Source organism: Candidatus Desulfofervidus auxilii (assembly GCF_001577525.1).
In the GTDB taxonomy this organism is placed as follows: Bacteria; Desulfobacterota; Desulfofervidia; order Desulfofervidales; family Desulfofervidaceae; genus Desulfofervidus; species Desulfofervidus auxilii.
Map to the genome: position 1 here is coordinate 353,339 of NZ_CP013015.1, position 13,463 is coordinate 366,801.

Genomic DNA, 13,463 nt, shown 5'->3' on the forward strand with positions numbered 1-13,463 from the left:
ATTTTCTTTAATCCCATTTGTTCCAGTTAACTAAGCAAATAATTATCACGGAGAAAAGGTATGCTTTACGACATTATAGTAATTGGAGGAGGCCCCAGTGGTTTGAATTGTGCCCATAAGCTTTCTCAAGCAGGGCTTAATGTGCTTGTTTTTGACAAATGTTCCAAAATAGGGGAAAACAAAATTTGCACAGGAATTGTAGGAATTGAAGCCTTCCAAAGGTTTCAGTTATCTAAAGATTCTATCCTTAATGAAATAAGGAATATCAGGATTATATCTCCTTACGGGTCACTTATTGAATATAAGCACCCTTCCATCCTTGCCTATGTAGTAGATAGAGAAAAATTCGATGCCTACCTGGCTCACTTGGCCCTCTCAAAAGGCGCTCAGATGAAGTCAAAAAGTGAGGTCATAACTATAGATGTAAGTGAAGAGCAGGTAAAGGTTATTGCGAGGGAACAAGGTGTTCTTAGGGTTTACTGTGCTAAAGTGGCAGTTTTGGCCACAGGAGTAAATTTTAAGTTTAACAAGATGCTAAAATTAGGATTACCTGAGGATTTCCTGTATGGGGTAAATGCCCATGCCAACATAAAAGGTATAGATACCACCACCATACACATAGGCAATTCTTTGGCACCAGGGGCATTTACTTGGATTACCCCCATTAAAGACGGCTGGGTAAGAATTGGGTTAATGGCCAAAAAGCATCCAAGGTTCTATTTTAAGAAGTTTTGTGAAATGGTCTCAAATAGTAATGGTCCTTTAGATATAGCATCTGTTGGATATAAACCTATAGCACAGGGTCTGGTCTCAAAAACCTGCACTGATAGGGTAATTGCAGTAGGAGAGACAGCAGGACAAGTGAAGACCACCACAGGTGGAGGAATATACTATGGACTTTTATGCTCCGAGATAGCGGTGCAGGTGATATTGAAAGCATTCAAGAAAAATTCCTTTAATGCTAGTGCTTTTTCAGAGTATGAGGAGCTCTGGAAAAAGAAAATCGGAAATGAGATAAAAACAGGCTACTATATGCGAAAAATGTACTCCAAGCTTACTGATTGGCAGATTGAACAACTCTTTCATATAGCAAAAAGTAATGGCCTTTTATCTTTCATAGAAAAAAGAATGGAATTTGACTGGCATAGGAATTTATTGCTTAGCCTCATCCAAACAACCCCCATAGGAAGATTTTTTTCAAAAATTATCCAATAACAGTTTAAAATGATACGCCTTTTTAAACAGTATTATCCTATTCAAAGTGTAATTCTGTTTATAGGTGAAAGCCTGATAGTATTAATGGGGCTTTTATTGTTTATACTTCTTTTTTACCCCTTTAATCTCACCTGGGTGATATTTCTTAAAGCTTTCTCAATTATGGCCATATGCCAACTATGTCTTTATTACAGTGACTTTTATAAAACTGAGTATAATAATTCTGCCTCAAAGCTTATTCAGTCTTTAATAATAACACTTACTATATTAGCAATCATTTGTTATTTTGTTCCCCAAATTACTATAGGCGAAGGCCCTCATTTATTCCTCAATATTTGCTTTATTGGCATCCTTACCTATTTATGGCGAAGCTTAATAAATACCCTGTTTAATAAAGATAGATTAACTCAAAAGATTCTTTTTATTGGAAGTGGGAATTTGGCCAAAAATGTGGCTAAAGAGATTTTAAGCACAAACCATAATAGCTTTAAAATCCTGGGTTTTTTAGACCCTGACCCCAAAAAGAAAGAAAAAAACATTCTAAATTATGAGCTCGCAGGCACTTATGGTGAACTGGATAATATCTTAAGACAAAATGGCAATATAAGAATTGTTATTGCCTTAGATGATAAAAGGGGAAAAATCCCCCTAAACAAACTCCTTGAATGTAAGATGAGAGGAATAATCATAGAAGACCATATAACTTTCCTTGAAAGGCTAAAAGGTAAGCTTATGGTTGAAAGTCTAAATCCAAGCCATGTTATTTTTTCAGATGGTTTTAAAAGGTCTAAAGTAAAAGCATACTTGAAAAGGATAGAAGATATATTGGGGTCGATTATAGGATTAATTGTATTATCACCTTTTTTAATTTTAACAGCTATCTTAATCAAAATAGATTCAAAAGGCCCTTTATTTTTCACACAAGAAAGAGTAGGTGAAAATGGAAAGCCCTTTATTCTTTATAAATTCAGGTCTATGAAAGTGGGTGCAGAAAAAGATAAACCACTTTGGGCCAAGGAAAATGACGATAGAGTGACCAGGGTAGGACGTTATATAAGAAGATTTGGGATAGATGAAGCCCCTCAGCTCTGGAATGTCCTGAAGGGAGATATGAGCCTTGTAGGACCAAGACCAGAAAGACCCCAGTTTGTCAAAGAATTAACCAACATAATTCCTTATTATAGCCTAAGGCATTCAGTTAAACCTGGTATTACCGGTTGGGCACAGATTAGATATCATTATGGTGCCTCAGTAGAAGATGCCCTAGAAAAGCTCAAATATGAACTCTACTACATAAAAAACTTGTCCCCAATTTTTGACTTATTCATCCTGTTTGAAACAGTCAAACTCATTATCCAGGCTAAAATTTCCAGGTAAGATTTATAAACATACTTCAAACGTGCTAACGTGTAAACGTGTTAACGTTCTAACGTGCCAACGCGCTAACGTGTAAACTTGCAAACTTTCCAACTTGCAACTTTGTAATGCCTCAATCAAAAAGAAAACTAGAATTGACTAGGGACTAAGCACTAGGGACTAGGGACTAAGCACTAGGGACTAGGGACTAAGCACTAAGGACTAGGGACTAAGCACTAGGGACTAGGGACTAAGCACGTCTCTTCGTTCTAACGTTCTAACGTTCCAACGTCATGTTAAATGCCTTAACCATAGATGTAGAAGACTATTTTCAGGTAGAAGCATTTGCTTCAAGAATAAATTATAATGAGTGGGATAATTATCCTTGTCGGATAAAACAAAACACACAAAAAATTTTAGATATTTTAGATGATTATCAAATAAAAGCCACTTTCTTCTGCTTAGGTTGGATTGCAAAAAGAAGTCCTTCTTTAATAAAAAACATTGCTCAAAGAGGACATGAAGTTGCCTCTCATGGCTATGCTCATCAGCCAGTTTATAAACAATCTCCAGATATTTTTATGCAGGATATAAGGAAAACAAAACAAATCCTTGAAGACATCATAGGACAACCTGTTATTGGTTATCGTGCTCCTACTTATTCCATTACTCAAAAAACACTTTGGGCATTAGAAATTTTAGCTGAAGAAGGCTATAAATACGACTCAAGTATTTTTCCCATCAAACACGATTTATATGGTATTCCCAATGCACCTAGATTCCCATTTAACGTTCACACGTTAAAACGTGCTAACGTGTTTACGTGTAAACGTTCTAACGTTCTAACGTGCAAACGTGCAAACGTGCAAACGTTTTTTGAATTTCCTTTAACCACCCTACGAATTTTAAATATAAACATCCCCATTGCTGGTGGTGGTTATTTTAGAGTATTTCCTTACATATTTATTAAAAATGCTTTGAGGCACATAAACTTAAAAGAGAAACAGCCATTTATTTTTTATCTTCACCCCTGGGAATTAGACCCTGAACAACCTCGCATAAATCACTTACCTTGGCGTTCTCGCTTCAGACATTACGTAAATTTAAGAAAAACCGAAGGCAAATTTAGGAAACTTTTATCGGATTTCAGATTTAGCACAGTTTTAAAAGTACTAAAACAACACAATAGTAAATTAGGCACTCATGAAGGCTATTAAATCAATTCCATTTGTTAAACAAAATTACATATTTTTTGTCTTTTCCTTGATGTTGTTTGTAATCCTTTTTAATCCTGTTTTTGCACAGTTATGTCATCTATGGTTTTATGATCTGAACAACTCCCATGGTATACTGGCTCCTTTCATCTCTTTATATTTCATTTGGATTAAAAAGGATGAAATTAAACACACTCCACTTCAGATTTCTCATTTAGGCCTTGGGGTAATGATTTTTGGCCTTTTACTTTATCTCCTGGGTTTAATAGGATTTATGGCCTTCTTACAGAATCTTTCTTTGGTAATTACCTTCATTGGCCTCACTTGGTATCATATGGGAACCAGATTTACCCGAAAGATTTCCTTCCCTTTATTTATCCTCTTCTTTATGGTGCCTATTCCTATTTCAATAACTGAGATGTTTTCTTTTCCATTAAAGCTTTTGGCAACTAGGATGTCTGAATTCGTTTTAGGACTACTTTCTATACCTGTTTTAAGAGAGGGCAATTTACTTCATCTTCCTAATGGCACGCTAGAGGTAGCTAAGGCCTGCAGTGGGTTGAGGTCCTTTATCTCTTTTACTATGTTAGGACTTATCTTTGCCTATCTTTTAAAGAATAAAATAAGGAAGTTGATCATAATTTTGGCTATATTACCTATAACCATTTTTACCAACATTCTCAGGATTACACTGACTGGGAGTTTGGCTTATTTTGTCACTCCTAAGATGACAGAGAGCTTCCTTCATGAGTTTTTAGGCATCTTTTCCTTTGTGTGCGGTTTTTCTCTTATGTTTTTATGCTATTACAAGATTTCACTAGAAAAATGAAAGGACAAAGCCCATATTTAGCTACAATTGTCCTTATTCTCTTTTTGGCTTTAAGGACTTTTATTCCCAAGAACGAAGTCATAGTAACTCAAAAAAATCTGGACAAATTTCCTCTAAATATCAATGATTATCAGGGGATTGACATTCCCCTCACTGAATCAGTTTATAAGGAACTCAATCCAGATATTTATATATATCGCCATTATTTACCAAAATTTAATAACCATCCTTCAATCTTGCTTTATATTGGTTATTATGGCACAGCTAAAGGAGGACGCACAGGTCATAATCCTCATGCTTGTTATCCATCAGCAGGATGGGCCATATTAGACCTAAAGAAGGTTATCCTTTTTATTTCAGGAAAGAAAGTAAGCATAAATCAAATATTTATCCAAAAGAATGGAGAAAGGCGAGTAGTTCTTTATTGGTATCAGTCTGAGGGGAATAAAATACTTGATACAGGCATCAAACAAAACCTGCATCGCTTTTTCTGTCGCATTCTAAAAAGACGAGATGATGGGGCCTTTGTGCGTGTTTCTGCATCTATTAATGGTAATTCTAAGGAGATTTTACCCAAGGTTTATGCATTTACCAAACAGATATTAACCCTGCTTCCACATTATTGGCCCCAAGAAAAAGAAATATGAATTTCTTCTCTCTACCTCCATCTGGAAATCCTATTCCTATCTCCCACATATTTAGGGCAACAAGTGTCTTTTTCCGAAACACTCAAGGAGAAGATGGATTTCAGAAGATTATTAAAACATACTTAAAGGTCAAACATTGTTTACTTGTTTCCTCTGGCACAGCCGCTTTATGGTTGATTTTAAAAGCAGCAAAAAAAATAGAGCAAAAAAGGAATGAAGTGATTATCCCTGCCTATACATGCCCTTCAGTGGCTGCGGCCGTTATAAGGGCAGGCCTTAAGCCCATCCTTTGTGATATAAATATGCAAGACTTTGGTTTTGAGCTCGAGGCATTAAAAAAGAAGATAAATTTTAAGACCTTAGCCATAATAATAGTGCATCTTTTTGGATTTCCATCAAATATCAAAAAAGTAAAACAAATCTCCCGCTCCTCTAATATCTTACTTATCGAAGATGCCGCCCAGGCTTTAGGAAATTCTATGATTAATTCTCCCCAAGAGAAACTGGGCAGCCTAGGAGATATAGGTTTTTATAGCTTTGGAAGGGGTAAGCCGCTTACCCTTAATCACGGGGGATTGATTGTAACTAATAATTCTCAATTGTTTGAACAAATTTTCCAAATTTATCAAACAATTGAGAGACCTTCTCTAACTGAAAATTTTTTGCTTCTAGCCAAGTTATATTTTTATGTTTTTTTCTTTCACCCCTCACTCTACTGGATTCCTCAATCTATTCCCTTTCTTAAATTAGGAAAAACCATTTTTGACCTCAATTTTAAGATAAAAAAAACAAGCCCTATTGCCGTAGCTCTTGCCAATAAATCAATTGGGCTAATTGAAGAAAATAAAAAAGTAAGACAAAAAAATACCACTTTTCTTTTACAAAGGCTAAACTCTTTTAAAAAGATAAATCTGCCAGCTTATCCCTTTCCTTATTTGCGTTTCCCTCTAATTGTAAGCTCTAATACTCATAGAAACCGTTTACTCGCCCACCTAAGGGCGCAAGGACTAGGAGCCACTATGTTTTATCCCTGTCCTTTAAATGAACAACCTGGTCTTAAAGAATATTTGCATGATACTAATATTTATCCCAATGCTAAAAAACTTTCTCAAACACTCATTACCTTGCCTTTACACCAAGGGGTCTCCCACAAAGACCTTAACACTATGGTAGATATCATTACACATTATCTATGAATATAAAGCTTTACTCCTCTTCTGACCAATCTAGATGGGATGCATATGTAAAAAATCACCCTTTGGGGACCCATTGCCATCTTGCCTCCTGGGGGCAAGTAATAGAAAATGCCTATCAACATAAGTGTTATTATCTAATGGCTGAGGATTCAAATAGGGTAGTAGGTATACTTCCTATGGTGCACTTAAATAGCCTTATTTTTGGAAATAGTTTGGTATCCATGCCATTTTTAAACTATGGAGGAATGATTGCTGATAATCCAAATATACAAAAGGCATTATGGGAAGAGGCCATAAATGTAGCCAAAAAAATTAAGGCATCTTACCTTGAAATCCGACATTCCCAACCTCTCTCTTGGATAAAGAAAGGAGATAAGACCATTTTAAAGACCCACAAGGTGTCCATGCTCCTTGATTTGCCTTCTAGTTCTGAACAGTTGATGAAATCATTTAAATCCAAGCTTCGGAGTCAAATTAAAAGACCTCAAAAAGAAGGAATGACTGCCATTATTGGTGGAAAGGAACTTATTGACAGCTTTTATAAAGTTTTTACTATAAACATGCGAGATTTGGGAAGTCCTGTTCATTCAAAGAGGCTATTTTGGGAAATTTTTCAAAATTTTTCTGAAAGTGCCCAAATTGGGGTGGTCTTTTGGAAACATCAACCTGTAGCTTCAGGCATTGTCCTGGGTTTTAAAGATACTATGGAAATTCCATGGGCCTCTTCTTTAAGAAAATTTAATCACTTTAGCCCTAACATGCTTCTTTATTGGTCATTTCTGGAATATGCCTCCAATTCAGGATATAAGAAATTTGACTTTGGACGCACTACCCCTGGTAGCGGGACATACAGATTCAAAAAACAATGGGGGACGAAACCTTCTCAACTTTATTGGTATTATTGGATAAGTGAAGGACTTAAAAGGAAAACATTCCATCCTGACCATAGGAGATTTTCTTTAGCTATTTCCTGTTGGAAGAAAATGCCAGTAGCATTTACGCGTTTAATAGGGCCTCAAATTAGAAAATATATTGCTCTTTAAGACTTTCTTAATGATGAAATATATCTTCTGGATATCTCTATTTTTTATCCTTTATACCTATTTTGGTTATCCCCTCTTACTTAAATTTTTGTCCTTGATTAGAAACAGAAAGGTAAAAAAGCAACCCATTACACCCCCAGTAACCTTCATCATTACTGCCCATAATGAGGTAAAAAACATTGTTCAAAAATTAGAAGGCACATTGGCCCTAGATTATCCCCCAGAAAAATTGCAAATCATTGTGGCCTCTGACGCCTCTACAGATGGCACTGATGAAGTAGTTAAATCATATGCTACCAAAGGCATCCAGTTAGTAAGGACTACTGAGCACCGTGGAAAGGAATTTGCCCAGAAGTTAGCTGTATCTGCTGCTCTTGGGGAAATACTTGTCTTTTCTGATGTAGCTACCATTCTCAAACAAGATGCCTTAAAGAAAATAGTAGCTAACTTTGCTGACCCTTCAGTGGCTTGCGTGAGCAGTGAAGATAAGATTATTTCACAAGATGGTCAAATCAGTGGAGAAACTCATTATGTGAAATATGAGATGTGGCTTAGACGACAGGAATCTCAAGTCAATTCTCTTGTTGGCCTGAGTGGTTCCTATTTTGCTGCCCGGAAGGAAGTTTGTCAGCTATGGCGTGAAGACCTCCCAAGCGATTTTAATACCGTGCTAAACGCCATGCGCCTGGGTATGCGAGCAGTAAGCGATTCAGAAGTTATTGGTTACTATCGGGCCGTGGTCTCAGAAAGACAGGAATTTAAGAGAAAGGTAAGAACGGTATTAAGAGGCCTCCATGTCTTCTTTTCATCCCTTGAGTTTTTAAATCCCTTTCGCTACGGCATCTTTACCCTTGAACTCTTAAGCCATAAACTCTTCCGTTGGTTAGTGCCATTTGCCCTTATCTTGGTATTTATTTCAAATTCCCTCTTCATCTCAAAAAACCTATTTTATGCGGGTCTTTTTATTTCACAAATAGCCTTTTATCTTGTGGCCTTGATAGCTATTTTGAGGCGAGAGTTAGCCAGAAGAATAATCTTTAAGCTCCCTTTGTTTTTTACCCTAGTTAACCTCTCTATCTTGGTAGCTTGGATTCACTACTTTCAAGGGAGGAAGATAGTAAGTTGGCAACCATCCAAAAGATAAAGACCATAATAAGAAAATCAATAGCCTTTCCCATTTATAAAAGCTCTATTCCCAGGTTTTTCCATAGGGGTCAAGTGCTTATACTCATGTATCATCGAGTCCTTTCTGACAATGAAACCATTGAGCCTTGGCTCCAGCCAGGTATGTATGTAAAAGAAAGTGTATTTAAAATGCATCTAAAATTCCTACTCTCTTATAGCCAAGTAATCTCCTTTTCAGAGTTTCTTAAAAGATGGTCAGAAAACGATTGGGATAAAAATGGCAGGTATTCTATTATTACTTTTGATGATGGATGGAAAGATAATTATATTTATGCCTTTCCTGTTTTAAAAAGATATAACTTACCTGCTACTATTTTTCTTACTACCAACTATATTGGGACTAATAAATGGTTTTGGCCAGAAAAAATAGGTTATTTGTTTTGGAAAAAGGAAAATGACATAACCGCTGAGCAGATTGATAAAATAATTGGAGTAATAAAAAGATTTTCTGAGAAAGAAATTGAAACATTTATTGGAACACTACAAGAGGAATTTGGTATTTCATTGCCTAAAAAAAGGTTATTGCTCAATTGGGAAGAAATAAAAGAAATGTCTAAATATAATATTTCTTTTGGTTTCCATACTGCGAACCATCGGATTTTAACAAGGCTTTCTCAAAAAGAGATAATAAATGAAATAAATCCTCCATCTACATTAAAAGAAACCAACTTTGTTCCTGTTTTTAGCTACCCCAATGGAGAATATAACCTGGAAGTTGAAAACCTTCTTAAGGAAATGGGCTTTGAAGCGGCAGTGACCACAAAAAAGGGATGGATTAAACCAGGAAAGGACTCCCTCTTCTCTTTAAAAAGGACAGGCATTCATCAAGACATTTCCTTCACCCCTTCCCTCTTCAACTTTCACATTTCAATAAAATAACAAACGCAATTGATGCAACAAGGAGGAGTAAAAATGCAAAGAATTTTCATTCTTACAAGTATTCTTTGTTTAATAACCACTTCTATTGCTTCAGCTAGAGTACCCAATGTATTATGTTATGTTGAATATACATATATAGAGGATGAATATGCCCATAGCCTGGCCGCCATGCAATCATTAGGAGCAATGAATATCACAACCCTATCTCATTTCCAAAATTTAGATTTAAGTAATATAGACATCTTTTTTATTCCTGACCAAGATAGAGCAGACACAAATACCTTACAAACAATAGGAACAACTTGGTCTACTGCTTTAACGGATTTCTTAAATGCTGGTGGAGTTATTGTTTCTACAAATGTAGCCCCAACGCAAAATTTCCCCATTTTAAATGCCACAGGACTTATTCATACTACAGGATGTTATTGGACAAATAATTCTATACTTTATACCACATCTGCTTCCCACCCTTTATCTGAAGGATTATTCGACACTTATATGGGGGCAAACGTCACAAGCTCAATAGATAATGATTTTTCACCCAATGGAACAGTAATAGTTAAAGACCCCTATGAAAGACCTATTGTGGTAGACATCCCTATTGGAAATGGACATATAGTATTAATCGGTCATGACTATTATGCAAGCAGTCCCAATCAAGACCTTATCCTTGCCAATGCTGTTTGGCGTCTTTTGCCAGAAGGAATGGCATTACCTACTGCACCTACAAAAATTCAATATGAACCAGTTTTAAGCCCAATCATGCACTATGATCCATGGTGGGCTCGTCCTCTTTCTTTGGACAAGACTGGTGGAGTAATAAAGGTTATGATATCCTTACCATTCTTTGTAGAGCCAGTAGATATATATGTGGCTATTGGCTTCGTAGCCTCTGGGAGTGAGGATGAGTATATTTATGTATTAGATAGTAATAGAGAATTACATCAATTTATAGATATGAGTTCTATCACTCCTTGGCGAGTCAACCAACAGGAGGCATTAAGAGATACCCTATTAATTATTCCTTTGGCACTTCTACCCTCAGGGAATTATACTGGTTATTTATTGGTAGTGCCAGCAAATACTGATCCACACACCCTTGATCTAGATACCTCCCCTTACTATCTGTGGTTTTCTACAACTTCCATCCCGTAATTAATCTATGAAGAATAATCCAAGGCGCTGGGTAGGACTTCGTCAAAGTAGTTTTAACGGAGATCCAAATGATAAGCGCACCTGTCTGCCCCCGCCTGCCGTCGGGCAGGGAACAGGCAGGATGGCTCAATGCAGAATGCAAATTGAAAAATGCAAAATCGCCTTCTGTTAAATTGGAACGTTAGCACGTTTACACGTTTGCACGTTAGAACGTTGGCACGTTGGAATTGGGAATTAGGAACTGGGAATTGGGAATTTCTATTTTCTATTTTCTGTTTCCCGTTTCCCTTTCCTTCTTTTCCTTCTTTATGCACGTTAACACGTTTACACATTGACACGTTTACATGTTAGAATTGGGAACTGGGAATTTCTGTTTTCCGTTTTCTATTTTCTTAACTGTATTTTGTAGGTTTGACCCCAATTCCACTACATTTGGCTATTTCATTCCCTCACTATTTCACTACTCACTGATTTAATGTTTTGGCATTAAGACATTTGGATTTCAATTGGCATTTGGATTTTGAAATTTGGATTTTTTAGACCAAATCTTAAAATGACAAAATTAGTAAATAGTGAGGGAGTAAGGAGGTAATATGAATCATCCATCTCAAGAAACTACAAAAAATTGGTCATTAGAACAAAGAGAGGCTGAAAGCAGAAAGATTATCAAAGAGGCAATAGAAAAACATCAAGGTAAAATTGCCACTGCCTGGTCAGGAGGAAAGGATTCAACTACAGTATTACATTTAATTAAACAGGAATTTGGTAAAGTCATTATTCCAGTAGTATTTATTGATACTTCCGTAAAGTTTCCTGAAATTTATGCCTTTAGGGATAAACTGGCAAAGGAATGGAATTTAAATTTAATTATTATAAAAAATGAAAATGCCTTAAAGGAAATAGAAATTGCTAAGGATAAAAAAGAATGTTGTTATTTATTAAAGACTTTACCCTTGCGTCAAATTATAGAAAAAAATGGCTGGCAGGCATTAATTACTGCAGTGCGTTGGGATGAACAAGAGGCAAGAAAAAATGAGGTTTATATCTCTCCAAGAGAAAATCCACCACATTTAAGAATCCATCCCATTTTGCACTTTAGAGAAATAGATATTTGGTCTTATATAAAAAAATATAATGTGCCTTATTGCGAATTATATCACAAAGGCTATCGTTCATTAGGTTGTATACCCTGCACCCAGCTGGGTTCTGCTGAAGGCCCTGAAAGAAGTGGTAGAGATCAAAGTAAAGAAGAAATAATGCAACGGTTGAGGGATTTAGGGTATTTTTGATAGTGAATAGTGACTAGTGACTGGTGACTAGTGACTGGTGATTGGTGATTAGTGAAGAAGATGAAGGGCCATAAAGATTTAGAGGTATGGAAGAGATCCATAAAATTAGCAAAAGAAATTTATAGATTAACAGAGAGTTTGCCTAAAGAAGAGCTTTATGGGCTATCTGACCAAATGAAGAGGGCGGTGGTCTCTATTGCCTCTAATATAGCAGAAGGGGCTGCAAGAAATTCTCAGAAGGAATTCATTCAGTTTTTATATATAGCCTTGGGTTCCGCAAGTGAGTTAGATACTCAAATTGAAATTTGTAAAGAGATAAGGTTTAAAAACTTAAATGAAAAAACCCTTGACAATCTGCAAAATGAATTGGCTATAATCTCTAAGATGATTTATGGTTTAATATCCAATCTGAAAACAAAAATCATTGATTAGTGAGTTGGGATTAGTGACTTGTGGTTTGTAATTTGCACCTAGTCACTAGTTACTAATCACTAATCACTAGTCACTAATTACTAATCACTAGTCACTAGTTACTAGTGCTTCTTTCAAAACATGGTTTTGATTTAAAGGCCACGGTTCAACGTGATGTAGTATTTGGTCGAAGCGGCTTACAAGGCATGCATACTTATGATGATGCCTTTTATTTTTGTGATAAAGGTATTGAGTGTAAAAGTATTTTTGAAATAAAAGAAATAATCAGTGTATTAATATAACGTTCAAACGTTTTAACGTGCTAACGTGCAAACGCGTCAACGTGTAAACGTGCTAACGTCCTAACATTGACTAATAAATCCATATATGTTATCAAAAAATTAATATGGCAATAGCAGTTCCAAAAAAGAAAAAATATACTTATGAGGATTATGCTAAGCTCCCTGAAGGTGCTCCCTATCAGCTCATTGGAGGAGAATTAATTATAACCCCTGCACCAACACCTTATCACCAAAGAATTTCTAGAAAAATTGAGTTCTTACTAATAGAGTATGTAGAAAAAAATGAACTAGGTGAAGTATTTGATGCGCCTATTGATGTTTATTTTGAAGAAACAGAAACTTATCAACCAGATATTATTTTTATTTCAAAAGAAAGACTTAATATTATTGGTGAAACAAAAATAGAAGGCGCACCTGATTTAATAATAGAAATCCTTTCCCCTTCTACTGCTTATTATGACTTAAAGAAAAAATTTAAAATTTATGAAAAACACGGTGTTAAAGAATACTGGATTGTAGACCCAGAAGAAAAAAGCATTGAAATTTATCAAAACGAAGGTGGCCAATTTAGACTTATCCAAACAGAAAAAGAAACAGGCACAATTAATTCTCTGTTTTTAAAAGGTTTTGAACTTAACCTAGAAAAAATATTTTAGCTATAATTCTACGTTCTAACGTGTAAACGTACCAACGTTTTAACGTTCAAACGTTTTATTATCAGAAATCTTACTTAAAAAAATTC

Annotated in this window: 14 protein-coding genes; all 14 read left to right on the forward strand. The window is 35.7% G+C overall.

The window, feature by feature from the left end:
• The first annotated feature begins 60 nt into the window (after positions 1 to 60).
• The 14 genes from HS1_RS01830 (at position 61) to HS1_RS01890 (ending at position 13,377) form a co-directional block, all read left to right on the forward strand.
• On the forward strand, positions 61 to 1,215 hold the full coding sequence (locus HS1_RS01830) for an NAD(P)/FAD-dependent oxidoreductase (RefSeq protein ID WP_066060464.1): 1,155 nt from the start codon (positions 61 to 63) through the stop codon (positions 1,213 to 1,215).
• Between the two features lie 84 nt (positions 1,216 to 1,299).
• Positions 1,300 to 2,592: a TIGR03013 family XrtA/PEP-CTERM system glycosyltransferase gene (locus HS1_RS01835; protein WP_245670039.1), complete on the forward strand. Its 1,293-nt coding sequence runs from the start codon at positions 1,300 to 1,302 to the stop codon at positions 2,590 to 2,592.
• 272 nt (positions 2,593 to 2,864) lie between these two features.
• Positions 2,865 to 3,788, forward strand: coding sequence for an XrtA system polysaccharide deacetylase (locus HS1_RS01840; protein ID WP_066060466.1), 924 nt, complete (start codon positions 2,865 to 2,867; stop codon positions 3,786 to 3,788).
• Entirely contained in the window at positions 3,775 to 4,614 is an 840-nt protein-coding gene (locus HS1_RS01845) for an exosortase/archaeosortase family protein (RefSeq protein ID WP_066060467.1), read from the forward strand. The genes HS1_RS01840 and HS1_RS01845 overlap by 14 nt, the downstream gene beginning before the upstream one ends.
• Positions 4,611 to 5,261 (forward strand): exosortase C-terminal domain/associated protein EpsI, encoded by a 651-nt coding sequence (locus HS1_RS01850; RefSeq protein WP_066060468.1) that lies wholly within the window; start codon positions 4,611 to 4,613, stop codon positions 5,259 to 5,261. Before HS1_RS01845 ends, HS1_RS01850 begins: the two co-directional genes overlap by 4 nt.
• Positions 5,258 to 6,457 (forward strand): DegT/DnrJ/EryC1/StrS family aminotransferase, encoded by a 1,200-nt coding sequence (locus HS1_RS01855; RefSeq protein ID WP_066060469.1) that lies wholly within the window; start codon positions 5,258 to 5,260, stop codon positions 6,455 to 6,457. Before HS1_RS01850 ends, HS1_RS01855 begins: the two co-directional genes overlap by 4 nt.
• Positions 6,454 to 7,500 carry a FemAB family XrtA/PEP-CTERM system-associated protein gene (locus HS1_RS01860; RefSeq protein WP_066060470.1) on the forward strand — a complete coding sequence of 349 codons (1,047 nt, stop codon included), beginning with the start codon at positions 6,454 to 6,456 and terminating at the stop codon, positions 7,498 to 7,500. The genes HS1_RS01855 and HS1_RS01860 overlap by 4 nt, the downstream gene beginning before the upstream one ends.
• 10 nt (positions 7,501 to 7,510) lie before the next feature.
• On the forward strand, positions 7,511 to 8,644 hold the full coding sequence (locus HS1_RS01865; protein WP_245670012.1) for a glycosyltransferase family 2 protein: 1,134 nt from the start codon (positions 7,511 to 7,513) through the stop codon (positions 8,642 to 8,644).
• Complete coding sequence (locus HS1_RS01870) at positions 8,623 to 9,564, forward strand: polysaccharide deacetylase family protein (RefSeq protein WP_066060471.1); 942 nt, start codon at positions 8,623 to 8,625, stop codon at positions 9,562 to 9,564. Before HS1_RS01865 ends, HS1_RS01870 begins: the two co-directional genes overlap by 22 nt.
• Before the next feature lie 33 nt (positions 9,565 to 9,597).
• Complete coding sequence (locus tag HS1_RS01875; RefSeq protein WP_066060472.1) at positions 9,598 to 10,719, forward strand: hypothetical protein; 1,122 nt, start codon at positions 9,598 to 9,600, stop codon at positions 10,717 to 10,719.
• Positions 10,720 to 11,312: 593 nt separating this feature from the next.
• Positions 11,313 to 12,008 (forward strand): phosphoadenosine phosphosulfate reductase family protein, encoded by a 696-nt coding sequence (locus HS1_RS01880; RefSeq protein WP_066060473.1) that lies wholly within the window; start codon positions 11,313 to 11,315, stop codon positions 12,006 to 12,008.
• A 60-nt stretch (positions 12,009 to 12,068) separates the two neighbouring features.
• A complete protein-coding gene (locus tag HS1_RS01885) occupies positions 12,069 to 12,440 on the forward strand; it encodes a four helix bundle protein (protein WP_066060474.1) in 372 nt (123 codons plus the stop codon).
• A 104-nt stretch (positions 12,441 to 12,544) separates the two neighbouring features.
• A complete protein-coding gene (locus tag HS1_RS12975; RefSeq protein WP_156469346.1) occupies positions 12,545 to 12,721 on the forward strand; it encodes a hypothetical protein in 177 nt (58 codons plus the stop codon).
• Between the two features lie 104 nt (positions 12,722 to 12,825).
• Positions 12,826 to 13,377 (forward strand): Uma2 family endonuclease, encoded by a 552-nt coding sequence (locus HS1_RS01890; protein ID WP_066060475.1) that lies wholly within the window; start codon positions 12,826 to 12,828, stop codon positions 13,375 to 13,377.
• Positions 13,378 to 13,463: the final 86 nt, after the last annotated feature.